The sequence below is a fragment of the Fibrobacter sp. UBA4309 genome (assembly GCF_002395745.1).
Lineage (GTDB): Bacteria > Fibrobacterota > Fibrobacteria > Fibrobacterales > Fibrobacteraceae > Fibrobacter.
In genome coordinates this window covers 100,006-125,335 of the sequence record NZ_DGUN01000049.1, presented here as the reverse complement: position 1 = coordinate 125,335, position 25,330 = coordinate 100,006, and the positions used below count along the sequence as shown (strand labels likewise).

Genomic DNA, 25,330 nt, shown 5'->3' with positions numbered 1-25,330 from the left:
TGTTCCCTAAAGTTAGACAAAAAAAACGCGAAAGGGTACATTTTTTTTGCTGTTCTTCGTTAAAGTGTTCTCCCGATGTTCCCAAATTCCGCTAAAAATCACACTTACAAAGATTTACCTTAATTTTTCCTTGTTTGGGGGTTGTTCCCAAAAAAAGAAAGAATTATTTTTAAATGCGATGAACGTATACGCATATTACAACTACAGAAAATACCTGCAGGACTATTACGACTACCGTAAGTCTGTCCAACGCTATTTTTCCTACAGGTCCTTTGCGAAGAAGGCGGGGTACTCCTCGTCGGGTTTTTACCTTGACTTGATACGCGGGCGCAAGTCGCTCACTCCGCAGATGTTGCCCAAGTTCATAGCGGCGCTCGGCCTCAATGAACGTGAAGGACGCTACTTCACCTTGATGGTGGACTTTACGCATGCGACCACGGCTGCTTCCAAGCAGCAGATCTTTGACCAAATGTCGGCCCTCCTGCCGAGAACCATCAAGACTATCACCAAGAACCAGCAGGAATACTACAGCAAGTGGTATTACGTGGTGGTGCGCGAAGCTCTGGCCGTCTTGAACATCAATGACAAGAATATCCAGGAACTGGCTTTGTTCCTGAATCCGAAGATAACGCTCCCGCAGGCAAAGCAGGCTATCCAGCTGTTGCTCAGCCTTGGCCTGATCGAACTCGCCGAAGACGGTTTCTACCGCTCGGTGAACAAGGCCATTACGAACGGAAACGAGATTGCTCCGCTGTTTGTCCACCAGTTCCAGAAGCAGATGATGGACTTGGGCAAGGGGGCGCTGGACCACTACAGCACCGAACGCAGGAATGTTTCCTGCATGACGATGAGCGTTTCGGCACAGGGGTTGGAACGTATTATCAGCAAGATAGACCTTTTCCGCAAGGAAATCGTGGATATCGTCCGTTCTGACGAAGGCGAGTCCATGGTCTGCGAGATGAACATCCAGTTCTTCCCGCTGAGCAAGGAAAAGACCAGCTTGCCGGTGGATATGGATAAGGAGGACGACCGATGAATAAGATTTCTAAGGTTCTGGGCGTACCGGCTGTCTTGGCCGTGGCAATCCTTTCCGCTTGCTCCGATTCTTCCGATAACTTTGCCGGTACCGTTACCGATACCGGGAACACGATTGCACTTGCCCGCGAGGTTTCGGGCACTGTCGCCCTTTCCGACGGTAGGTTTGCCTCGGGCGCTACGGTCCGCATGGCCGCTATAGTCGAAGAAGGCGATACCGTACAGGAACCCCAGTTTGTCGAAACCGTGACGGACTCCAAGGGACAGTTCGCTTTCGATAGCGCCCTCGCCGACACGTTCCAGCTTGCCGTCATCGATACCGGCCGTCAGGAAATTTCCTACTTGCCGAAGACGACTGCCGGCTCCGAAAAGATCGAGAAGATCAATCTCGAGAAGGCCGCCGTGTTTACGGGAGTCCTGTACTACGAAGAATCCAGTGAACTGCCGGTGTCGGTTGGCTCCCATTTCAAGGTCCTCATGCCCGGTACTCCGTTCTCCAAGAGCGTCTTTGTGGCGGATTCCTTCTTCATGCTGATTCCTGCCGGAACGTGGGAATTCACGTTCTGCCCGGGCGACCCGCAGATTATCGCGAAGCTCCAGGAGACTGGCGTCGAGGATTCCCTGATTTTCCGTAGCTGGAAGATGAATTCCGCTGTCAAGTCGGGAGATACCTTGGTGGCCGGTCCGTTTATCTGGAGCCCCTATGTCAAGGCGGATTCCCTGATCAAGGAAAAACAGCGCGAAGACGAGAAGGGACGTATTTCTGGCAGGGTCTATTGCAAGTCCGGCAAGGAATGCCAGGGCGTCGAGGTCCAGCTGATTACGGACCTGTACGGATTTGGCTTTGTCCAAGGCGACGAGACGGGCTTTGTGGCCCAGACGGTTACGGACAGCATGGGCTACTGGAATCTGCCGGTTCCGGAAGAAGTGCCTTTCGACAGTTTCCGCGTCGAGTTCCGCCGTTTGAACAAGGATTCTACCGTTTCCGAGGCGGGTCTCAGCCGCTACGTGAAGGCTTCCGAGGTCATGAAGGTCAAGGACACCCTCAATATCGGCAAGACCACTCTCGCCAGGCCTTCGGGCTTGCTTAGCGGTGTTACCCTGGTCATCGATAAGCGCGATACGAACCAGTCCAACAACTGTGGTGCGAACAGCGTTGTCATCGGTATCAAGGGTACGGCCCACTTTATCCGTGGCCTGACCTGCAATATGCTCGAAATGGAAGAATTGCCGCACGGGACACAGGACATCGTGCTCTATTCTGGCGATACAAAGGTGATTTCGATGCTCCAGGAGGCTGAAACGGACTTGGATGACTACGTGACGATAACCCACGTGCAGCTGCCTGAAGATGAGTCCCTGGACCAGCAGTGGATGACCTATACACCCCCTACAGTGCCGAATTCTTCAAAATAATTCGGGGTTACCCCTTGCACAATTTTGATAGTTTTTCTAAAATTGTGCCCACACTGAGCTATGGTGTAACGGTAGCACAACAGATTCTGACTCTGTTTGTCTAGGTTCGAATCCTGGTAGCTCAACGAAAATCCCCTGTCTATCGGCAGGGGATTTCTAGTTTTGACGGAAAAAAGTGCGATTATGGAATTCTTTGACTATTTCTCCAAGTTGTTCGGCGAACGCTGGCCGGCTTTGCTCGAATCGCTGAAGGGCGATGGCTGCGCGACGGAACTCCGGTTTGGCGAAGTCCAGGAACCCTATTTTCTGGACGAGGCGTCGGTTTTTGCGGCGGAGTCCCTCGGGGTGAGTCCGGGGGATCGCGTGCTCGACATGTGTGCCGCGCCTGGCGGAAAGACCCTGGTGATCGCGTCCAAGCTGAAGGGTGAGGGGTCTCTGCAGAGCAATGACCGTTCCCCGGACCGGAGGCTCCGCTTGCAGCACGTTATCGAGAATTCCCTGCCGGAGCGGTGGCGTTCCGTTATCAACGTGACGGGCTACGACGGCATGAAATTCGGGCTGCACCGCAAGGAGAGCTTCGACAAGATATTGCTGGACGCTCCGTGCTCTTCGGACAGGCACGTGCTGAATTCTCCGTCGCATCTGGAAGTGTGGTCGGCGAAGCGCGTAAAGCGCCTCTCGGTGGAACAGGGCGCGCTCCTGGCGTCTGCGGCAGATGCGCTTGTCCCTGGAGGCACTCTTGTATACAGCACGTGCGCCCTCTCGCCGTTAGAAAACGACGATGTCGTGAAGAAAATCCTCAAGAAACGCCCCGCGATGCGTCTTGACGAAATCACGGAGATTCCCGAGGGCGCCGACCGTACCGAATGCGGCGTACATATCTTGCCGGACCGTGCGGCAGGGCGGGGTCCGATATTCTGCGCCCGTCTCAAGAAATCTGCCGAATAGCTGAATTTTCGCCGCCTTTCCTGGACTGCAGGATGGCGCTTTCTGCTAACCCTATCGGCATTTTTTATATATCTTTATAGTATGTCTATGCGAATTTTTCCCTTATTCTTCTCTGTAGTTGTTGCGGGAGTCTGGGCTCAAGACGAGTGGGGCGATGCCCCGGAAACGGTTCCCCAGCAGACTGAACAGGTTCAGTCGGAGCCCGCCCAGGACTCTGCCCAGGTGGCTACTCCGGAATCCAGCTCTTCTGCCGAAGCGGTTGTCGCGGCCAGTTCGTCCAGTTCCGCGCCCAAGTCCCGGGAAGTCCCCGTGCGTTACTGGGTCGAAGGGGACTCCGTGGAACTGGAAGCGATTTTTGTGAAAATCGAGAAGGATACGGTGTACCTGAAGGCTCCGAACGAAGCCGAACAGAAACTGTTCGAAAAGCTCCAGGAAAAGGCGAATAATGCACTGCAGGCCAGTAACGGCCAGGAAGTCGAAGAAGAGGAAGACGAAGAAGAAGTCGAAATCAAGAAGGATACTGCCGAAATCATCATGACCGATGCCGTGAAGGAATCCATGGCCGGTGAAAGCGATTCCGCCAGGGCAGCCCGTGAAGCGGCCGAACAGCTGGCGGAGGACGCTGCCGATGACTTCGAGACGGCCCTTGAAAAAGAAGATGTCCGCTTGAAGCATGCCGAAATCGCGAAGGTCGAAGAAGAAATCCGTCAGCGTGAAATCCAGGATAGTATCGAGGCGGCGAACGCGAATCCGTTTATCAAGATCTACCGACTGAATCTGAAAAGGCTGTTCAATCTCGAAGACAACGTGATGATCGACCTTTCGCTGTCTAACTACGTCGTTCCGGTGATTGTCAAGGAAGAAAAGAAGATGGATTTGTATCCTCCCGGAAAGGCCAACCTGCTCGTTGTTTCGAATCCGGCGGCATGTTCCCTCTTTGTCAATGGAGTTCCGCTGAAACAGCTCGCCCCGGATACCATCAAGAATATCCGCCCGGGCAAGTACACCATTGCGGTGATGCAGGTCTTGAAGGACGTTGAATGGTGGGGTTCTGCCGTAGTGAAAATCAATGCGGACAGTCTCAACAAGGTCGAAATCCCGGTACAGCGTCCGTCTACGAGACTTACGCTCAATACGGACCCGGAAGCCGTAGAAGTGTTTATCGACGAGCAGCCTACCGAGAATATTTTCCCGCACTACATGACGGACGTGGTCGTCGATAACATCAAGCCGAAACCGAGCGTGAACCTGTATTTCCGCAAGGTCGGTTACCGCGATACGACTATTACGACAGAAATCAAGGCGTACATGCCGAATATTGTCAACGTCGAGATGACCCCGGTTCTGGATGACCTTGAATTCATCGAACAGCAGAACGCCTTCAACAAGGAACGTAGCCAGCGGCGTATAGGTAGAGGGCTTCTGTGGGGCTCTATAGTGCCTTTCGTGGCCGGCGGTGTCATGTGGTTCCTTGCCGAACGCAACTGGAGCGATGCTGCCGACAAGAAAAAGGCTTACGAAAAGAGTGCCTTTGCTAGCGAAGATACCAAAAAGATGGTTCGGGACAATCACGACCTGAACAAGAAAGGCGATGTCAAGGGAATTGTTGCGGCGGGCCTAGGCGCACTGGGCGTGGGCCTCCTTACTGCCGGCATTATATTGGCGTTTTAAAAATATTGAGGTTATGATATGATTGGTTGCAGAATTAGTCTTGTAAGGGGCGTGCTGTACACTCCGTTGTTTGTCGCGCTTCTTTGTTCTTGCGGAGACGATTCCTCGTCGGGCTTCGATGCCGAAACCGAGGCGTATTGCCGCGTCAAGCATACTTCGTCGACTGCGGAGCTGAACATGCTTGCTCCGGATGAAATCAAGGCGAAAATCAAGGTGGATTACGACGGGGAAAAAGTTTATGCGACGTTGACCGAAACTTTTTATAAGAATTATAAGCTGGATGTAGATTCCATTTGTGATAATGCCGCCGAAAGGGATTACGACTACGAGCCGGGATCGTTCTCGTGCGACAAGACGGGATTGACTTATACATTGGTGTCGGATGCCAAGGGCGCTTCGAACGTTATGGATGCCATCTTGGAAGACTTGAACGAACAGTGCGAGAAATTCAACAAATACCAGAACATGAAGGGATATCCGGCATTCGGGGCGAAATCGTCTTCTTCCGGAAAATCGTCTTCTGGAATGTCGTCTTCTTCGGCGAAATCTTCGTCTTCGGTGAAAATTTCGTCTTCTAAGTTTACGGATTCGCGCGATGGCAACGTGTACCGCGTTGTGCAGGTGGGCGCCCAGGTATGGATGCTCGACAATCTAGCCTTTGTGGGCAATAAGGATTATCCCCTGGCCGGAGAAACGTTCTGCAAGGACGACTGCGATGGACTGCAGGGTGTCTTGTACACGTATGCCGCGGCGATGAACAATGACAAGTGTGCAAACCAACGGTGCAACTCGAGGGACTCGCTTGTCCAGGGCGCCTGTCCTGAGGGCTGGGCCCTGCCGACAACCCGTGAATGGAACTACCTGAAAGAACACCTGAAGGACACCTCGGCCTTTTTCGCGAACCCGACTGGAGAATGGGGGCGTGACTGGAAAGACGATGACATCAGCCGTTTCTGGACGTCTACGGAGGCGAATGCCGACGGTGCATACGAGTTTTATTACAACTATGTCATCAGTAACCAGCCGTACAGCAAGTCGATGGGATATGGAGTCCGCTGTGTTTTGCTGGAAAGCGTGATTGAGAGTGCTACAGTAAAGTCGAGTTCTTCTGTGGCGTCGAGTTCTTCCGTGACGGCGAGTTCGTCTTCCGAAATATCGTCCTCGTCGTATTCTTCGTCGTCAATGCGGTCTTCGTCTTCTGTCGAATCGTCGTCATCCATGATGCCGAGTTCTTCGTCAGAGGAAATGTATTCGGTGGAGGGCATAAAGGATTTGCCCGTGACAAAGATTATCGAGAACGGCGACAACAATGCCGTTACCGACAAGCGTGACGGCAAGGCGTATCGCGTGGTTCAGATAGGGGACCATGTATGGATGCTCGACAACCTCGGTTTTGTCGGCAATGAGGAATACCCGTTGGCCGTTGAAGCGTTCTGCAAGAATGGTTGCGACAGCTTGCAGGGCGCCCTGTACAGCTATGCTGCGGCAATGAACGATGCCGTCTGTGCGGATCATATCTGCAATCCGAACGATTTGATTGTCCAGGGAGCCTGCCCGGAAGGATGGGGCTTGCCGAGGGGGCGTGACTGGAGCAACCTGAAAAACACCATAGAAGGGGTCTCGGCATTTTTCCCGAATCCGACGGGTGAGTGGATGGGATTCTGGAGTTACGATGCAATCAGCCGTTTCTGGACGTCGACAGAGCAAAATGCCAAAGGCGCTTACGAGTATTATTACAGGTATCAGTCCATCGAAAGTCAGACTTACGCCAAGTCGTCGGGATATGGCGTCCGCTGCGTTGCCTTGAAGGACGTGACCCCGGATACTGTCGTGGGAAAGGGCTCTTCCGTGGAATCGAGCACTTCTGTTGAATCAAGTTCCTCTTTTATGGAACCGGTCTCGTCTCCTGCAACGCCCTAAAAAAAAGAGTTTTTTTCCGTAAAAACGCCTGCTTTCTGTGTTTTTCCGCATAGGGAGCTTTTTTGTTGTTGCGAAAACGGGCCTGACGATGTAAATTGAAGGTATGCGTAAGATTTTACTTTCTTTGCTGGTCCTCTGTTTGTCGGCCATGGCTCAGGAAAAGCCTGTGCAGAACGAATCGTCAAAAAAGAGTGGCGGACTTTTGGAAACCCTTTATCCTGTTTCTCCGGACGAGGCTATTGCGAAGAGGAGGATATTTGGCGGAGCTACGCTTTCGCTGATTCAGGGGACTACGGATGGGGATGCCCTCAATATCCTCATCGGCGATATATACGAGGGAGAGGGTTACACTTTTACCGCGGAGATTTTTGGTGGTTACTTTATACGGGATGCCATGGCCCTGGGTATGCACACCGGTTATTCCCGGACCTGGTTCGACATAGAGTTTTCGTTGTTGGAAGACTTGATGGACCATTCGGAACACCGCAAGTACGTGAGTAACGGCTTTTTTGTTCGCCCGTTCCTCAAGAACTATCTGAAGGTGTTCGATACGCGGACCATATATTTCTTTAACGAGACGTCCATCGGGGTAGAGTATTCCTACGGCATTTCGCAGTCGGACGATGGCGAAGATATGGACAAGACCCGGAACCGGAAATGGTCTATCGATGTGGGCCTCAATCCCGGTCTGTGCATCATGGTGCTGAACCGCTTTGCGTTTGAAACATCGGTCGGCCTGCTCGGCTTAAGTACGAGTATCATGGAAGTGGAAGAGAATGGCGAAACCCATAGTGAATTTATGTACAATATCGTGAACTTCACGATAAATCTCTTGGCGTTGGACTTTTCCTTGGTCTACTTTTTCTAGGGGGCAGGTATGAAATATCTGAAGCTTTGTTTCGCCTTGACCATTGCCCTTGCCGCCTGTACGGCTGATTACGATACCTTCGGGGAATCGGATTACAACAGCTTGAACGATATCGTGTTTTCGGAGCAGAGCAGTTCCGTGAGCGTCTATTCGGACGAACACCGTATCAAGGTCTCGTTGAAGGAACCTTCCGGTGACAAGTCGTCATGGGAGTTTGTGACCATAGACTCTGTGAATATGAGTCACCTGGCTTCGCTGTACCTGGTCGAGGACGATGTCGACGAATTCCCGACGGATTCCGCCTCTATAGATTCCCTGGCGCACAAGGTGGCGTATTCCAAAAAGGAACTGGAAGAAGGGGACAGAATCCGTATTCCCGAAGACGGTGTCGTGTACGTGGTCGTCGTTTCTGAAAGCGGCGAACCCAGCATCTGGATGGTGGAATTCTCTTCGCCGGCAGTAAAGCCTTCTTCGAAGAGTTCCAGTTCTTCAAAAACGTCGGGCTCCAGCGAGTCGCCCAAATCGAGTTCCGACAAGGCGACATCCAGTTCGTCCGGAAAGACGGAATCCGCTTCTTCCGAAAAGTCCAGTTCCGGCGAGGGCGGCGAAAAAAGCAGTTCGTCCGGTGGCGAGCTCCCTGTATTGAAATCAATTGAAATAGCGGGGGTTGCCGCTGTTCTGGACAGTGTCGAGGATGGAGATGGGTATACTTACCATTTCCATGTGGATTCGCTCGGTTTCCGTGTGGACCTTACGGACCTGGAGGTGACGGACATGGAACTTTCTGATGGGGCGGAATGCGATATCGAAGTCGGGGAACGCTATGACTTTAGCGGCAACAGGAAGGTGACGGTGAAGTCCGGTGGCTCCGAACGCGTCTATACGGTCAAGGCCGGCTATCAGCTCCCTGGGTCCGACTTCGACAGTTGGAAGGGTGACGACATGATGCCCGATTCGATTTGGGACAATGCGAACACGATCCTTACGACGACGAAAAAGTACTCGTCGGGAGGCGTCGTCGGGATAAGAATGGAAACGAACGAGTTGCTGGGCAAGGTGGCAAGTGGCAGCGCCTATACGGCCGTTTTCAATCCCAACGGAGTCGGTACTCTTTCGATGGCGAGTTCGAATACATGGCCCGATGGTAACGAACTTATTGGCTTCGGGAAGCGGTTCGGTGCCCGTCCTGAATATGTGGAGTTCAGATTTTCGTACGAAGGCAAGGGCGACAGCTGCGACTTGTACATTTTGCTCGAGAACCGCACTGGCGATAATAACGTCTCGCGCAAGGCGGCGGACGTGAATACGCTTGTAGCCTCCACCTGGTATCGCTCGACGACCGGCGACAACACGGGCCGCGACAATCCTGATGTCGTCTATGTTTCGGACAAGGATGCCAATGGCATGCGTACGGTCCGCCTGAAATTCGCTTACGGGGCTCCGCTGGAAGGCTCGCCTATCGAGAATTCCTCTGTTTTCGCCACTTCGCTTCGGTCCAGCCAGAAAACCGCTATCGACAATTCCCTGGTAGAAGGGGACGGCTCGGATGCGGTGACGCATATCCGCGTCGTTATGGCCAGCAGCGCTGCGGGCAACTTCTACGAAGGGGTCAAGGGAGCTCTCTTGGTTGTTGATGACATGCGCCTGATTTACTAGATTTGAGCGCACCACACACCAAGGAAACCGTATGTTGAAAAAAAGCATCGTATTTGCATTGGCGATGGCTGCCTTCAGCCTTGCCCAGGATGAAACCTACGCTCCGGCGCCGTCCGAAGAAACCCAGTACGAGGATGTCTCCGAGTACACATCGGGCGCTCCCGCTCCGGAAACGCCTGTCGTGAATATCAACGAAGTGCCGAGCTCCGACCCGATTTTCTTCGTGTCGTTCCATCCTATCAGCATGTTCTTCTGGTGGGCCCTCTTGGACATCCCGACCATCAACCTGACGATTGAAGGCTGCATCGGCCCCATTTTCGCAATCGTTACCCGCCCGACATTGATGTTCTGGAGTACCGACAGGAATTACGGTAACGGTGGAAAGGAAGAGGTTTCCCTGTTCGACATGGGTGTAACGGAAGGCGTTCGCTACTATTTCAGCGCACATCACCAGGGCCTGTATGTTGAACCGCAGTTCATTTTTGAGCATGTCAGCCTGGATTACACGTATAGCGCTGATCCCGACGACGATGTGAAGGTCTCTGCAAATCTTTTCGGTGGCGGCGCGGTTGTCGGCTACAAGATTGTCAGTGGCCATTTTACGATGTCCAGCGATATAGGTTTTGCCTATACCACGATTTCCCTGAAAGGCGAAAATCGTGAGGACGCAGAGGAGGTTACGTCTGTCGGATCGGGCGTGACGGGTAGTTTCTCGATGGGCTACGCCTTCTAAAATTGCTATATTGGACTCTGAAGAGGAGATTTCTATGCCAGCAATTCACTTGACTGCAGAAAATTTTGATAAGGCGATTGGCTCCGGTCAGTTGGTTTTCGTTGACTTCTGGGCAACTTGGTGCCGTCCGTGCATGATGATGGGCCCGATTATCGACGAACTTGCCGATGAATACGAAGGTAAAGCCATCATTGCCAAGATGGACGTGGATGCCGATGGTGCAAAGGATATTTGTGCCCGTTTTGGTATTACGAACATCCCGAACATGAAGCTTTTCAAGAACGGTGTTGAAGTCGGTAACGTGGTGGGTGCCGTACCCAAGGCGACGGTCAAGGCCGTTATCGACCGCAACCTGTAACCTGTAGCGTCATCTTGAACGGCGCAGCGTAGTTGCGTAGTGAAGAATCCAGACCTGTTTTTGTATGTTGACTAAACGTTTGATAGTCTGTCTTGACGTCCGTGACCGCAAGGTCACGAAGGGCGTCAAGTTCAAGGGCAATATCGATATTGGCGACCCTGTGGAAATGGGGGCTCAGTACAGTGCCGACGGTGTCGACGAATTGGTTTTTTATGACATTACTGCCAGTGCCGAAAACCGCCCCTGCGACATGGAAATGATCCGCCAGATAGCGAAGCGGGTGTTTATTCCGTTTGCGGTAGGTGGTGGAATTCGCAATCTTGACGATATGCACGAGGCCCTGTTGGCCGGTGCCGAGAAGGTGAGCGTGAACAGCCTCGCCGTGTTGCATCCCGAAATCATCGCCGACGGTGCGAAGGCTTTTGGACGGCAGTGCGTGGTGCTCGGCATGGATGCGAAGTTTGTCGGCGTTTCCGAAAAGATTCCCAGTGGCTACGAGGTCTTTATTCGTGGCGGCAGACAGGCTATGGGTATCGATGCCGTGGAATGGGCCAAGAAGGCCGAAGACCTGGGAGTCGGTGAAATTTGCCTCAACTCTATCGATACGGATGGCGTAAAGAACGGTTACGAACTTACAATTACCGACATGATTGCGAAGGCGGTGCAGGTGCCCGTAATCGCAAGCGGAGGTGCAGGCACGCCTGCCCATATTGCCGACCTGTTCCGCAAGACATCTGCCGATGCGGCGCTGGTCGCCTCGATGGTGCATTTCGGGGACTATACGGTACCCGGTATCAAGGGTGAAATGCTTGCGGCAGGAATCCCCGTGCGCAAGAAGATGAACGGCGAGGTCTAGGTGAATCAGGATGTTGCCGTAAAGATCTTCGAGGCGGGCCGCAGTGCCGGTGCGGACTTTGTAGAAATCTTTGAAGAAGAAACCCGCAGCTCCTGCTTGGGACTGAAAGACAGGCAGATTGAAATGGCGACTGCGGGGACGGAATACGGCATCGGTGTCCGCCTGCTTTACGGTACCGAGGTCCTTTACGGTTTCACGAGCGACGATAGCGAAGAAGCACTAGTTAAGCTGGTGCGGACGCTCGCCTTCGGGCGTATAGCGGGGGCGTCGAAGAACGCCGCTCCGTTCGAATTCGCTCCCGAGAAGCGTATTTGCGATTTCAATGCGGCTGCCTACAAGGACCCGCGCGTCTTGGGACAGGCTATAAAGCAGGATTTTCTGTTCCGTGCCGACAAGGCCGCCCGCGCGCTTTCCCCGAAGATTGCTCAGGTGGGCGCGAGCGTTACGGACTCCTGTTCTGCGATTACGCTCATGAACAGCGAGGGACTCCATCTGGAAATGACGCGCGGTCGCCTCCGCGTCAACGTGAACGTTACCGCGACGGATGGCTCCGAGCGTCTGACGACACATGAGGCTCCCGGTGCCTTGGGCGGTTATGAATTGCTTTCGAACTATTCGCCCGAAAATCTTGCGACGGAATGCGCCGAACGCGTGTTGCGCATGCTCGATGCAGGATACATTCAGGGCGGCCAGATGCCCGTGGTGATGGGCAACGGCTTTGGTGGCGTGATATTCCATGAAGCCTGCGGGCATCCGCTCGAAACGGAATCCGTACGGCGCGGGGCAAGCCCGTTCTGCGGCAAGATTGGCGAGGCGATTGGCCAGCCCTGCCTTACGGCGATTGACGACGGCACGATGGACGGCGTGTGGGGGAGCCTCAAGTACGATGACGAGGGAATGCCCACGCAGCGCACCGTCTTGATTGAAAATGGCATCTTGAAGACGTATATGAGCGACCGCGTGGGTGCTGCCGAAGTGGGGATTGCCCGTACGGGAAGTGCCCGCCGTGAAAGCTACAAGTACGCCCCCGTGAGCCGTATGCGCAATACCTTTATTGCTCCGGGCAAAGATTCGCTCGATTCCATGATCGCGAGCGTCGATAACGGCCTCTATGCGGCACGCATGGCGGGCGGTTCGGTGAACCCGGCGACGGGCGAATTCAACTTCGCGGTCGATGAAGGTTATGTTATCCGCAACGGCAAGATTTGCGAACCTGTCCGCGGAGCTACGTTGATCGGAAAGGGCCACGAAATTATGCCGCGTATTAGCATGGTTGGCACCGACTTTGAACAGGCTGCAGGTGTCTGCGGTGCCAGTTCGGGCCATATTCCCGTGACGGTTGGCCAGCCGAGCATCAAGGTAGACCAGATATTGGTCGGTGGGCGGTAGCCTCCAATCCATTCACAAAAACAAAAAAAACAACGGCACCCCGCGAGGAGATGCCGTTGTTGGTGTATGGGATGTTTGGATTTGTCTATAAGATAGATTCTAAATATGTACTGCGAGAGTAGTACGGACAATTTCCATTGTAAAGGTTTACAACACTTACAACGGCGCTACTTGCCTAAAAAACACAGAAAATGCCGTTTTTTTGAGGGAAAATGGGCTGCGCAGGAGGCCTTTTACTGCGGATTGTTGAGAAAAGTTTACAATGTGGCGGCGAAGCACGCTCGTGCCCGTGTCTGCGTTTTACCTCTGCTCATAAAGAGCCCCTTTAAGACCTACTTTCTGAATATACCTTTACTTATGCGGAATTAAACACCCGCACGTCTTATTTTGAAAAAATGCCGCTGAAAAATGCGACGTTTTTTGCTGTTGTTGGCGGAAATTGCCGTTTTTACGGTGTTTGGGGCGTTTTTTGCCGAGCGAGGCCCTTGGCACGGGTTTTGCATCTGGAAAGCGGTAAAAATAAAAAAGAGGCAACTATGTCCGATTTCAATAACGATGCAGAAAAAGTTTTGGCGAAGGCGCAGAGCCTGCGCGACCGTTGCTCGCATTCCTACCTGGGTGCGGCGCACTTGGCGGTGGGCCTGGTAGAAGGCCCGGATGCCACCTTGAAGAAACTCTACAAGTCCAAAGGTGCGAAGACGAATGAGCTCCGCGGCAAGCTGGAGCCGTTTGTGCAGAAGATTCCGCGCATGGAGGGCGTGAACCCCGACGTGGAACCCGATAACGACTTGAACCGTATCTTGCGTGCCTCGGTGCAGGCGGCGCGTCAGGTGAACCGCATGGTGACCCCGGGCGATATGCTCGTGGCTTTGATGAAGTTCTCGGGTGACCGTGGCCTTGCGAAGGTTTTTGAAGACGCGCTGGGCAGCGTGGAAGTCGTGGAAACGTGGCTGTCGGACCCGTTTGCGGGTGCCGCCAATGCCGAGGAACAGTCTCCGCTGAAACTCTACGGCCGTGAACTCGTGGAAATGGCTGCCGACGGCAAGCTTTCGCCGGTGATTGGCCGTGAAGAGGAAATCCGCCGTGTCATCTTGATTCTGAGCCGTAAGACGAAAAACAATCCGTGCCTGGTCGGTGAACCTGGCGTGGGTAAGACCGCCATTGTGGAAGGCCTTGCCGAGCGTATTTACCGCGGCGACGTGCCTGACGCTTTGAAGGGCAAGAAGTTGTTCGCACTGGATTTGTCGGCCTTGATGGCGGGCGCAAAGTACCGCGGCGATTTTGAAGAACGTCTGAAAGCGGTGCTGGACGCACTTGAAGAAGACGGCAATACGCTTTTGTTCATCGATGAAATCCACACCATCGTGGGTGCGGGTAAGACCGAGGGCTCCATGGACTTGGGCAACATGCTCAAGCCGAAGCTCGCCCGTGGTGAGCTGCACTGCATCGGTGCGACGACCACGCAGGAATACCGCAAGTACATTGAGAAGGATTCCGCCTTGGAACGCCGTTTCCAGCCTGTGCAGGTTGACGAACCGAGCGAAGAGGAATCTATCTCCATTCTCCGTGGCATCAAGGATGGTTTTGATGCGCACCATGGCGTGCGTCTGCACGACAACGCGCTTGTGGCGGCGGTGAAACTTTCGAACCGCTACATCAGTGACCGTTTCTTGCCGGACAAGGCCATTGACCTGATTGACGAGGCGGCTAGCCTTGTGAAGACGCAGATGGATACCGTGCCGGAAGCGCTCGATACCTTGCAGCGTAAGGAACTCCAGATGAAAATCGAGGAGCAGGCCTTGGCGAAGGAAACCGACGACACTAGCGTAAAGCGCCTGAAAGAACTCCGTGAAGAGCTTGCGACGACGGATGCCGCAGTCAAGCTGATGCAGGACCGTTGGCAGGAGAGGCGCGCGAAGAATGCCGAGTTGCAGGGCCTCAAGAAGTCCTTGCAGCAGGCGAAGGACGAGATGGAGCAGGCGGAAGCCCGCTACGATTTGAACCGCGCCGCCGAACTCAAGTACAACAAGATTGTGAACTTGGAAAAGGAAATCGCCGCGAAGACGGAAGAAATCAAGAAGTCCGCAGGCGACGGCGACTTGAGCGAAGAGGTGACGGAAGAAACCATCGCCCTTGTGGTGAGCCGCTGGACCGGAATTCCGGTGACCAAGCTTTGCGAAGGCGAAAAGGCAAAGTTGTTGCACTTGGACGAACGCCTGCATGCCCGCGTGATTGGTCAGGACGAGGCCGTGGAAGCGGTTTCCGAAGCAATCTTGCGTAACCGTAGTGGTTTAAGCCGCGAGAATGCGCCGATTGGCAGCTTCTTGTTCCTGGGCCCGACGGGTGTGGGCAAGACGGAACTGGCGAAGGCGCTTGCCGTGGAACTGTTTGACGACGAGAACGCGCTGGTGCGTATCGACATGAGTGAATACATGGAAAAGCATAGCGTGAGCCGCTTGATCGGTGCGCCTCCGGGATACGTGGGCTACGAAGAAGGCGGCCAGCTGACCGAAGCCGTGCGTACACATCCGTACTGCGTGATTCTGCTGGACGAAATCGAGAAGGCTCACCCCGACGTATTCAACACGCTGTTGCAGGTGCTTGACGACGGTCGTCTGACCGATGGCAAGGGCCGTACCGTGAACTTCAAGAACACCTTGATTCTCATGACGTCGAACCTGGGTGCCGCTCACTTCCAGAACCGCGCGGGTGATGCAAAGCCCGTGACCCTGAAGGAAATCGAGCCGGAGCTCCGCAGCTTCTTCAGGCCGGAATTCCTGAACCGTCTGGATGAAGTGCTGGTATTCCAGAGCCTCACAAAGCCGCAAATCAGGGACATCGTAAGGCTCAAATTCAAGGGACTCGCCGAACGCGCCGCCCGTCAGGATTTGCAACTGACCCTGACCGACAAGGCGCTCGATGCCATTGCCGACGGCGCTTACCAGCCGGAATTCGGCGCGCGGCCGATCCAGCGTTACCTGGAAAGGAACGTGGAACGCCCGCTGAGCCACGCAATTCTCGCCGGTACCGTGAGTGCCGCAAAGCCCGTGGTCATCGACTACGATGGAACCGCGTTCACAGTGAAGTAATTTCTCCAATCATCCTTCCTCCTAACAAAAAGACCCGCCCCAGCGAAAACTGGAGCGGGCCTTTTTAATGGTAGAAAGGATTGCCGCGTTGCTACGAATTCATGATTTTTGCAACTTCGTCATGAATCAGGCCATTCGAAGCCATACTGGTGTAGCCTTCGTAAATCGGGGCGACCGGCTTGCCGCTTGCATCGAACAGTTCCGTCTTTCCGTCGATGGTACTGAACATGCCGCCCGCCTCCTTGAACAGCAGCGGATACGGTGCGATATCCCACAGGGATACCACGGGGTCGATCATCAGCTCGGCGCGACTGGCAGCCACCAGGTAATAGCCGTAGCAGTCGCCCCAGCCGCGGTGTAGCTTGGCAGCCCGGCGCACGGCCGCATACTTTTCGCCGTAGCCTGCCGATTCCATGGTATTCACGGTTCCCGAAAGCACCAGGGAATCCGAAAGTGTCGCGATCTTGGAACAATTCACCGGCTTGCCGTCGAGAAATGCTCCGCCATCCTTTACCGCCCAGACCGCCGTATTCATTGCGGGAATGCGGATTAGGCTTGCAATCGGTGCACCCTTCTTGTACAAGGCGATGAGCGTGCCGAACAGCGGTACGCCATGGATAAACGCCTTGGTTCCGTCAATCGGATCGATTACCCACTGGTATTCCGCATCGGGGTTCTCGATACCGAATTCTTCGCCAATGACGCCGAAGCCCGGAGTTTCCTTTTCCCAGAAATTGCGGGCGATTTCTTCGGTGCTCTTGTCGGCGATGGTTACAGGCGTATTGTCCTTTTTCCATTCCACGCCGACACTTGCCTGAAAATACTTCATGATATTTTCTTGAGCAAGGTCTGCGGCCTTGAGCGCGATTTTCAACAGTTCGAGATTTTCGCTTGTCGCTGCCATGACACCTCCAGCTGCTAGGCTTCGGCCTTCCACTTTTTAACGAGACTTACCAAGAGTTCGTTTTCTTCGCGCTTGCCGAGCGTCACGCGGATATGTTCCGGAAGACCGAAACTCGTAAGTCCACGGACGATCATGCCGTTCTGTTCAAGGAACAGCACGAGATCCTTTGCCTTGGCGCCTATGTGCACGCAAATGAAGTTCCCCTGGGTCGGAAGCACCTTGAATCCGAGCGATTCAAATTCCGGCGTCAGGTACTTGATGCCTTCGGCGTTGAGTTCGAGCGTACGCTTGACGTGGTCCTTATCGCCGAGAGCTGCGATGGCGGCTACTTGAGCGGCCTGGTTCACGTCGAACGGCGGCTTAATCTTCCACATGGCACGAATGACTTCGGCACTTCCGAAGGCGTAACCAATGCGCAGCCCTGCGAGCCCGTAAATCTTACTGAAGGTGCGGTTGATGAACAAGTTCTTGTACTTGTCCAGCATGTCGATAAGCACGGGGTAGTCGCTCGCGGTTGCAAATTCAGAATAGGCCTGGTCGAGGAATACGAGGACATTGCTCGGAACCTTGTCCAAGAAGTCCACGAGCTCGGCCTTGGTGTAGTAAACGCCTGTAGGGTTGTTCGGGCTACAAATGAATACGACGCGGGTCTTTCCGTTAATCTCCTTCAGAAGTTCCGAAAGTGGAGTCTTTTGGTCGCCGCTTCCGACACCGATAAAGTCGGCCCCGTTCGAAAGCGTGGTAAACTTGTAAACCGAGAATGTGGGCGTAATGCCGACGCAGTTGTCACCCTGGCGGATAAACGCCTTACCCACCATGTCGATGATTTCATCGGAACCATTACCGATAACGATCTGTTCGGTCTTTACGCCATAAAAGGCGGCGATGGTATCGATCAGCTTGGGGGCGTCTCCACGCGGGTACAGATGCAGGATATCCGCGATTTCACGATAGGCTTCAATCGCCTTGGGCGATGCACCAAGCGGGTTTTCGTTCGAAGCAAGCTTGACAACCTTGGAAAGGCCGTATTTCGCACGGATTTCATCCATAGATTTGCCAGGAACGTAATCAGAAAGTTTCGATAGCTCTGGGCGCGGATCAATCATGATATCCTCTTTTGTTACGAGGTAAAATTTAACTATTTTTATAGCGTATGAAAATATCCCGCATCGTTCTTTTCGCCCTTGCATGTGTTTGCGTCCAAAATGCTTTCGCCCTGGACCGCATTTGGAACATGCGTTACACTTTTGGACCTGACGCACGACCCTCGCCCAAGTTTGCCGCCGGTGTAGGCATGCGTTCCGATTTCGGGAGCAACGTCCTGTTTCCGGTCAATATTATGGGCTCCTTGAGCAACGACTTTGATTTGGGCGCCAAGGTGGATATGTATACGTACAACCAGCTGGACAATATGGAGGCTTCTGTTGATTTTGGTGGCCGTTACCGTCTTGGCGGTGGAAGCTTTTTTGAACTTGACGGCTATTTTGGCCTGAACCGCAACAATGGTTCTGCGGTGGTGTTGACATACGGTAAGGAACATTTTGTGGCCAAGAATTTTTCGAACTCCTACGAAGCGCGTGCAGGTTTCTTGGATGGAGTCACTGGTGAAGACGGCTATGTGAAGATTGCCTTGGGCTCTTCACCGACGCTCCATTTCGGAAAGGTTTTCCGTTGCATGATTGAAATCAATGCGAGTGGCTCGGCCGGATATTTGCGCGATGATTTTATGGTGGATATTATCCCCAAGATAGAACTCTCGTTCGGTGCGACCAGGGTCCGTGTTGATTTTGATATCGGCATATTGCAAGAAGACAACAACGACCAAAAGAACATCGGGCTTTACGTGCAGACCGCATTATAGTGCTAACGACGCAGTTAATAGTTACTAGAGATTTTTTTGAAAACAATCTAGTAGCTTAGAACTCAGAACCCACTCTCTAGCATTGTATTTACAAGCATTGTATCGGAACGGAAAACAATATCGATCGTTCCTTTTTCAGCCGTGTTCAAGTAAGGAATCTTAAGGGAATCAAGCCGTTGGATTACCTGCTTGCTCGGGTGCTTAAATCGGTTCTTGCGCCCGCTCGAAATAATGGCGAGTTTTGGAGCGACCGCCTCGAGAAATTGCGGGCTGCTTGATGTCTTGCTTCCGTGGTGGCCGAGTTTCAGGACGTCGCTTTTTAGGAACGCGTCTGTCCGCATGATTTCCTTTTCTCCGGAAATGGTCAAGTCGCCGGTAAATACTGCGGAATGGCCGAGCCCTTTTGCCCGCAACGTGATGCTTCCCTCGTTTGTCTCTCCGCAATAATCTTGCTGCGGATGAACTGCGGTCAGTTCGAAAAGCGTTTCTTTCCAATGGAATCCCCGGTGGATGTCCCGTACGGGAATGCCCCGGTCCAGCGCTTCTTCGAGTGTCTCTTTCCATGCGGGCTTTTCTTCGATTCGCGCACATTCGCTTATCCAGAGTTCCTTGACGGGAAAGAACTTCAGGATGCTCTGTACGCCGCCGAAATGGTCGGCGTCCGGGTGGGTAACGACTAGTGCGTCTAGCCGCAAGGCCCCGATGGCGTGCAGGTAGGGGACGATAATGTCTTTTCCGGAATCCCGCCTGTCGTTTGGCCCGGCATCGATAAGGATTTGCTTGCCGGAGGGGGTGGTTAGCAAGATGCTGTCACCCTGGCCGATATCTATGGCGGTAACGGACCAGGAGGGCGATGCGATGTTGTGGTAATTTTCATAGCAGAAGAAAAGGGAGAAAAGGAGTATGCTGCACAAGCAGTATCCTCTTGCAATCCTGTTTTTCTTGAAAAACGGGAACAGCAAGAACAATCCGCCAGAAACGAGCAGGAATGTGGGGTGGAACGGTCCCACGGTGACCGAAGCCTGACTTGAATCCGAAAGAATCCGCGTGAGAAGTCCGGCGAGCCTCAAGAAAAAACTGGCTGCATAACAGAAATGCTGCGAAAGGAAATCAATAGGCGAGAGCAGTGCGAAAAGTCCGGCCTGCATCCCAAGCGAAATGGACGGTACGACGACGATGTTTCCGAGCCAGGCGACGGGCGATAGAGTCTTGAAGTGATGGACGAGGAACGGTGATGTGGCAAGTGTCGCGCACAGGGTCACATAGGTCGGGTCGACAATGAACTTTTTTAGTTTATTCCAAATGAAGTTTTTGCGGATGGATTCGGGAATAATTTTTAGCGGGTCAAAATCGCCTCCGATCAGGATTCCGACGGTAGCGGCGGCAGAAAGCTGGAATCCGGGATTCCAGATGACGCCTGGCTCGGGAATCAATATGCAGAGAAGGGCGACTCCCAGGCTGTTGAACTTGTTTGCCGGCCTCTGCAGTAGCGCTCCCAGCTGCGGTACGGAAAACATCAGCACCGCCCGCCGCACGGCGGGCGAGCCTCCCGTGACGGGAATGTAGATGAACAGGAGGGCTATAGCGAGAATGCGGACGAACTTGTGCGGAAGTCCGGTGGCCTTGAGAAATACCATCAGCATGCCTGCAAGCAAGACGACATGGAAGCCGCTAATGGCTAGCACGTGGACTAGGCCGGATCTTTGGAAGTCGCTCCGCAAGGCTTCTGGAATGCCGCTGCGGTCCCCGGCGAGCAAACCGAGCAGAAGCCCCGTCTCGGAAGCGTCCAGGTAGTCGTTGAACCTGGACTTGATCCACATCCGGAATCTGAAAAAACTGCGTTCAGGAATCCAGCCCCCTTGACGGCTATCCCAGTGGAGGAACTTCCCGTAAGCGAGCAACCCCTGGCTTTCTAGCCATTTTTTCGTGTCGAATGCCCCCGGGACGGTAGGGGGCGTTATCGGGTACCAGCTCGCCTCGTAACAGATGGAATCTCCCGGCTGCGGCAGGGATGTCAGATTGCGTTTTTCTGTAATCCTTACGCGGGATTGTCGGGAATCCGTGTTTTTTATCAGGAACGCCGTTCCGCTGGGCCGGGGAATGACGGCTTCGACAACGCCGCAGTTGTGCGTCGGAGGCTCCTGTTCGCCATGCCGGACCTGCCTTGCTGCGATTTCGTGGCTGGCGAGCCCGATGGTCATAATCGCTAGAATGGCGATTTGTATGCTTCTGGGGAACATCCTTATGGCAAGGAATGAAAAAGTAAGCAGAAAAACCGCATATTCCGGGCAGTCCAGGCTCGCATAGGTTGCCAGGAGGAATATGGTGCAGGCGAGTGCTGGCTTGCCTGTGAGCGGGGCAATCAATTCTTGGCCGGATTTGAAAAAAATAGACAGGGAATGTTTCTTTTCGATATGCATTTTTATACCTTTGATATGTGGGGATTATATGTCCCGTATCTATAAGACGGATTTTTGGAGAAAAATGAGCCTTTTTGATATCAAAAAAATCTTGCCTGGCCTTTTTTTGTCGGCAATGTTTTTTGCCGCCTGTTCCGAAGATTCCACGGAACCGGAATATACGCTGTATCCGGATAACGACATCTTTTACTCGCTGGCCCCTAACGACATGGCCGCCAATGATTCCATTTCGGCGAATCTTGCGCACGGTGTCAAGCTGGTTGTCCACCCTAATGCTTCTTACGAGCTGTCCTTCGAGAAAGATGCGTCCGTGTCGGATGTCCCGGAACTGCAAATTTTCCATTTGTCCCTGAACAGCGACAGCACGGCGTACTATGCGACAAAGATTATGGCGTTGCAGCCGAAAGAGGTCAATGGACGCTATGTCTATTCATTTGTATGTGAAGAAAAGACGAACGCCTTCTGGGCGACATCGCTCGCTGTCGATGACCATTTTTACCCGGGGACGACCAAGGACGTGAAATTCACCGGGGACGGGGCCTATTCCGATCATTTCTCGCTGAACATGATTGTTGTCGGGAAACATGACTTGACTTCGGATGGCGTCGACGTCGAAGAACTGGCACAAAAGACCTTGGATTCGTTCCGCAAGTACTACACGAGCGTGACTATCGATACCATCTATATCCGCTATGCGCATGAACATCCCACCCTGGGGCACAAGTATCCGGCAAACGAACCCTGGCTTGCCGGTGCCGACTCCTCTATGGACATGTTCCTTTACGAACTGGGCGGCTGGCCCGAGAAGGATGTCTACGACGCTTTGGATATCGTGTACGTGTACCGCATAGAAATCGACAAGACCGTAGGGTACGCGAGCCTGTTCAGTGCGAATCTGGGCGGCGGTGCGTACAGTACTGTCCTTGTCGGCAATTACGTGTTGGCCAAGGACAGCCCCCAAAAGGAATTCCTGCTGTCGTCGGATGAAATTGTCGAAACGGTCCTGCACGAAACCGGGCATTTCTTTGGATTGCGCCATACGACATCGACTATGAACGATTTCCTGTCGTCGCAGGATTACTCCATCATTGAAGACGGCCTGGAAGATACTCCGTACTGCGAGGCTCTCCTCCGTAACGGTCTCATGAAGCGCCCTTCCGTGAAATATTCCCTGTCGACGTTACCTGTCATGCTGGGGCATGCGTATAGGCGCACGTGGTGGAAAAACGAGGAACAGGACTTGCTGAGCAGTTGTCCGGACTCGCACAACTTTATGTTCCCTGCCACGCAGGATGAAACCTTTGAAGGCTTTTCCGAACAGCAGCTCGAAATCATCCGCAAGAATTTGATGCTGTTCCCGCACGGGAAAAAATAATGAAGCCGACGAATTATTCTGAACCAGTTCAGCTGATTGCGTTTGTCTTGCAAAGGGGCGGGGAATGGGACCCGTCTGTCCTCGACCTGCTTGAAAATACCTGGGGAAGACTCCGTTACAAGGGCAAACTTTTCGCTTTCGACAAGACGGACTACTATGAACCGGAGATGGGAGCGGACCTTTACCGTGGCGTAGTTTCTTTTGAAAAGTGTATCCCGCCCGAGACGATTGCCCAGGAGAAGGCGCGGAGCAACCAGCTGGAGCTTTCATCTGCGGCCGGAGCAAGTGATGACGCCCGTCATGTGAATATCGATATCGGCTACATGGACTTGGACAAGGTCGTTCTCCCGAGCTACAAGCGCGGTCCTTTCAAGCTCTATGCCGGGGATGGCGTGTGGCTTGACATGCTTTTGACCTATGCCAAGGGCGTGTTCCATCCGACGCAGTGGGCGTTTGAGGATTTCAAGAGGAATCCTTACCAGCATGACCTTCAACTGATTCGCGAACGCTGGCGCAAAAGCCTTCGCGAAGATTCCCGCGAAAAGGCGAAATAGGGTTTCGTAAAAAGACGGAACAAAAAAAATCCCGGTTCGACGAACCGGGAAATTTCGTTAGAGCGCGATAGCCGGATTACTGCGCTGCGGCAGCCTTGGCGGCTTCGTAAGCTTCGAATTCCTTGTTGGCATCGCCGTATGCCTTGCTGGCACGGAAGCGGGCGACGTCGGCCTGCTTGGCGGCGAGTTCAGCTTCGAAGGCTTCGCGGACAATCTTCGGATCCATGGCCATGATGGCATAGACCTTCACGCCGTTTTCCTTGGCTTCGGTCTTGATCTTGATGATGGTGGCTCCGCGGATCGTCGTAGAAACAACGTTCTTCTTCACTTCTTCGAAGTGCTGGGTCAGTTCGGAACCGACTTCCTCGGCGTAGGCGCGGGTCAGGTTCTGGAGTTTGGATTCAAGTTCGCGGCCAATGTCGGTACGGGCATTGAGGTCGGCCTTGTCGTAAGCGACCTGTTCGTCCTGGGAGTCTCCGATACCGATGCCGGCGACAACGCCTTTTTCGATAAGGGCGGATTTTTCTTTCTGCATATCGGCGAGGGCGCTGGCAGCCTTTTCCTGGGGGGTGCTGGCGCAGCCAACGAACATGGCGGCAACGGCGAGAGCGGCAAACAGTTTTTTCATGAGATTCTCCTTAATGGGGTTTAGTACATGGGTAAAATTATCATAATGCGTATACAAAGTCAAGCGTTTTTTCAAAAAAACGCTTTTTTACTAACAATTCAAATATATATTTGTTACATATGACGTTGCAAATGAGATTTATATCACTAACAATGTTGTCTTTGGCGTTGTTTGCGTGCAAGGACGAACCAAATTCCAAGTCTGCAGTTGAAAAAGGTCCGGCCGAGGTGGAACGTCCTGCCGAAGAGATTCCGGAAAAGACCATTTTTAGGGCGAAGGTCCGCAAATCCCTTGGTGATGCCAACTATACCCGTGGAAAGGTGGAAAAGTGGAAACACGTGAGCGTCGGTCAGAAAATGATTGAAAACGACCGTGTCCGTACCGCCCTCGAATCCGAAGTTGTACTAGGGGTAGAAGATGGCTCCTCTCTTTGGATAACGGAAAATTCGGATGTAACCCTTTCGGCAGAAATGCTCGATGCCGTAGCCAGGAAAATTTCAGTAGTCATCAAGAACGGTAAAGTCCATTTCGATGTACAAAAGCAGAAGACTGGAGACGTTGTCGAATTCAAGACAGGTACGGCCGTGGCCGCTATCCGTGGTACGGCCGGTTTCGTCGGCGATGTCGGTGGAAAAATGGTCGCCTCGTTGAAAGAAGGCCGCGTAGAAGTGACCGACAAGAACGGCAAGAAGGAAACGATTCTTAAGAACCAGACAATCGTGGTCGACGAGAAGAAGGGCGTGATGAAGCTGGACTTGCTTGCATCCGGTTCTCCGGCGCTTTCGAAGGTGTTGGATTCCCTGGTGAAGTCCGCTCCAGAAGAAGAAGTCGCTCGTGAAATTTCCGGGGTCTTGAAAAAGTTCGATGCCGGCTACAAGGTCCGCCTGGCCAAGTTCGAGAAAAGCCTGAAATTCATGGCGTCTGCATTGCCTCCCGAAGTGTATTTCCCGAACGTGACTCTCCAGGCTCGAGTCAATCCGGGAGTAATCGTCAGTGTCCTGGGTGAAACGGATACGGTCGGTGCGAACGGCGTTTACCAACGTGCATTCGAATGGGACGAAAATGCCTTTGGAACCAAGCGCTTCTTTGCGAACTGCAGCGATGGAGACGTGGAAATTCCCTGCTTCATGTGGACTACGGAATACGTAGCGCCTAGTGCCGAACCTGCCGCAGAACCGACTACCGAAGAAAAGCCCGCTGCCGCGGCCCCTAAGGAAGACAAGCCTGCCGCCGAGGCTCCCAAGAACGTGAACCTTTCTGTCAACTTTGCCGGTCAGCAGACCGAAAAAGTCCACAACAAGATGTCTGACGTGTATACGGCACGCTTGAAACTGAACCTGTCGGGAATTGCGGAATCGGATTTGGGGCAGATAGCCTCTATCACCTTGAAGCGTGGCGGCAATGTCGTCAAGACACTGTCTTCTGCTGAAATCCATTCGCTGAGCATCGAGTTCTCCGAGAAAATCGAACTCAACAGGATTGTGCATTTCGAAGCCGAAGTGGCGCTCAAGAACGGCAAGGTGAAAACGGCCCGCAAGACATACGAAGTGTTCTGCAACAAGCGTACGCACGTAGGCGGCGAAGACGCTGTCGGCGAGCAAGAAGAATATGAACAATTAAAGTCCAAGGGAACTCTGAAAGAGGAGTAA

General features: G+C 53.2%; 20 protein-coding genes and 1 tRNA gene. 17 read left to right on the top strand and 4 right to left on the bottom strand.

Annotated elements, in window-relative coordinates:
- Positions 1–178: 178 nt before the first annotated feature.
- The 13 genes from B3M32_RS06625 (at position 179) to B3M32_RS06565 (ending at position 15,939) form a co-directional block, all read left to right on the top strand.
- A complete protein-coding gene (locus B3M32_RS06625) occupies positions 179–1,036 on the top strand; it encodes a TIGR02147 family protein (RefSeq protein WP_290744446.1) in 858 nt (285 codons plus the stop codon).
- Entirely contained in the window at positions 1,033–2,451 is a 1,419-nt protein-coding gene (locus tag B3M32_RS06620) for a carboxypeptidase regulatory-like domain-containing protein (protein ID WP_290744445.1), read from the top strand. Before B3M32_RS06625 ends, B3M32_RS06620 begins: the two co-directional genes overlap by 4 nt.
- Positions 2,452–2,505: 54 nt before the next feature.
- Positions 2,506–2,576: transfer RNA gene (locus B3M32_RS06615), tRNA-Gln, on the top strand.
- A 58-nt stretch (positions 2,577–2,634) separates the two neighbouring features.
- Positions 2,635–3,399, top strand: a complete 765-nt coding sequence (locus B3M32_RS06610) for an RNA methyltransferase (protein WP_290744444.1) — start codon at positions 2,635–2,637, stop codon at positions 3,397–3,399.
- 81 nt (positions 3,400–3,480) lie between these two features.
- The gene (locus tag B3M32_RS06605) at positions 3,481–5,070 is read left to right on the top strand and encodes a hypothetical protein (protein WP_290744442.1); all 1,590 of its coding nucleotides are present in this window, start codon (positions 3,481–3,483) and stop codon (positions 5,068–5,070) included.
- Between the two features lie 18 nt (positions 5,071–5,088).
- Positions 5,089–6,990 (top strand): FISUMP domain-containing protein, encoded by a 1,902-nt coding sequence (locus B3M32_RS06600; protein ID WP_290744440.1) that lies wholly within the window; start codon positions 5,089–5,091, stop codon positions 6,988–6,990.
- Positions 6,991–7,093: 103 nt separating this feature from the next.
- On the top strand, positions 7,094–7,858 hold the full coding sequence (locus B3M32_RS06595) for a hypothetical protein (RefSeq protein WP_290744438.1): 765 nt from the start codon (positions 7,094–7,096) through the stop codon (positions 7,856–7,858).
- A 9-nt stretch (positions 7,859–7,867) separates the two neighbouring features.
- On the top strand, positions 7,868–9,514 hold the full coding sequence (locus B3M32_RS06590; protein WP_290744436.1) for a PCMD domain-containing protein: 1,647 nt from the start codon (positions 7,868–7,870) through the stop codon (positions 9,512–9,514).
- Between the two features lie 31 nt (positions 9,515–9,545).
- A complete protein-coding gene (locus B3M32_RS06585) occupies positions 9,546–10,247 on the top strand; it encodes a hypothetical protein (protein ID WP_290744434.1) in 702 nt (233 codons plus the stop codon).
- A 34-nt stretch (positions 10,248–10,281) separates the two neighbouring features.
- A complete protein-coding gene (trxA, locus tag B3M32_RS06580) occupies positions 10,282–10,605 on the top strand; it encodes a thioredoxin (RefSeq protein WP_290744432.1) in 324 nt (107 codons plus the stop codon).
- A 64-nt stretch (positions 10,606–10,669) separates the two neighbouring features.
- Positions 10,670–11,461, top strand: coding sequence for an imidazole glycerol phosphate synthase subunit HisF (gene hisF / locus B3M32_RS06575; protein ID WP_290744430.1), 792 nt, complete (start codon positions 10,670–10,672; stop codon positions 11,459–11,461).
- Positions 11,462–12,850: a TldD/PmbA family protein gene (locus B3M32_RS06570; RefSeq protein WP_290744428.1), complete on the top strand. Its 1,389-nt coding sequence runs from the start codon at positions 11,462–11,464 to the stop codon at positions 12,848–12,850. It abuts the gene before it with no gap.
- Positions 12,851–13,386: 536 nt separating this feature from the next.
- Complete coding sequence (locus B3M32_RS06565; protein WP_290744426.1) at positions 13,387–15,939, top strand: ATP-dependent Clp protease ATP-binding subunit; 2,553 nt, start codon at positions 13,387–13,389, stop codon at positions 15,937–15,939.
- A gap of 91 nt (positions 15,940–16,030) precedes the next feature.
- Here B3M32_RS06565 and hisN read toward each other — a convergent pair whose 3' ends face one another.
- Positions 16,031–16,843, bottom strand: coding sequence for a histidinol-phosphatase (gene hisN / locus B3M32_RS06560; RefSeq protein WP_290744424.1), 813 nt, complete (start codon positions 16,841–16,843; stop codon positions 16,031–16,033).
- A 14-nt stretch (positions 16,844–16,857) separates the two neighbouring features.
- Positions 16,858–17,949, bottom strand: coding sequence for a histidinol-phosphate transaminase (gene hisC / locus B3M32_RS06555; RefSeq protein ID WP_290744422.1), 1,092 nt, complete (start codon positions 17,947–17,949; stop codon positions 16,858–16,860).
- Positions 17,950–17,996: 47 nt separating this feature from the next.
- On the opposite strand from hisC, the gene B3M32_RS06550 reads away from it, so the two are divergent.
- Positions 17,997–18,704: a hypothetical protein gene (locus B3M32_RS06550; protein ID WP_290744420.1), complete on the top strand. Its 708-nt coding sequence runs from the start codon at positions 17,997–17,999 to the stop codon at positions 18,702–18,704.
- 62 nt (positions 18,705–18,766) lie between these two features.
- On the opposite strand, the gene B3M32_RS06545 is transcribed toward B3M32_RS06550, so the two are convergent.
- On the bottom strand, positions 18,767–21,124 hold the full coding sequence (locus B3M32_RS06545; RefSeq protein WP_290744418.1) for a DNA internalization-related competence protein ComEC/Rec2: 2,358 nt from the start codon (positions 21,122–21,124) through the stop codon (positions 18,767–18,769).
- Between the two features lie 106 nt (positions 21,125–21,230).
- Between B3M32_RS06545 and B3M32_RS06540 the strand changes: the two genes are divergently transcribed.
- Both B3M32_RS06540 and B3M32_RS06535 read left to right on the top strand, forming a co-directional pair.
- Positions 21,231–22,499 carry a hypothetical protein gene (locus B3M32_RS06540; protein WP_290744416.1) on the top strand — a complete coding sequence of 423 codons (1,269 nt, stop codon included), beginning with the start codon at positions 21,231–21,233 and terminating at the stop codon, positions 22,497–22,499.
- Entirely contained in the window at positions 22,499–23,053 is a 555-nt protein-coding gene (locus B3M32_RS06535; RefSeq protein WP_290744414.1) for a DUF4416 family protein, read from the top strand. Before B3M32_RS06540 ends, B3M32_RS06535 begins: the two co-directional genes overlap by 1 nt.
- Before the next feature lie 76 nt (positions 23,054–23,129).
- Here the strand turns inward: B3M32_RS06535 and B3M32_RS06530 are convergent, their stop codons facing one another.
- A complete protein-coding gene (locus B3M32_RS06530; protein WP_290744412.1) occupies positions 23,130–23,681 on the bottom strand; it encodes a hypothetical protein in 552 nt (183 codons plus the stop codon).
- A gap of 152 nt (positions 23,682–23,833) precedes the next feature.
- Here B3M32_RS06530 and B3M32_RS06525 point away from each other — a divergent pair, with 152 nt between their 5' ends.
- Positions 23,834–25,330, top strand: coding sequence for a FecR family protein (locus tag B3M32_RS06525; RefSeq protein ID WP_290744410.1), 1,497 nt, complete (start codon positions 23,834–23,836; stop codon positions 25,328–25,330).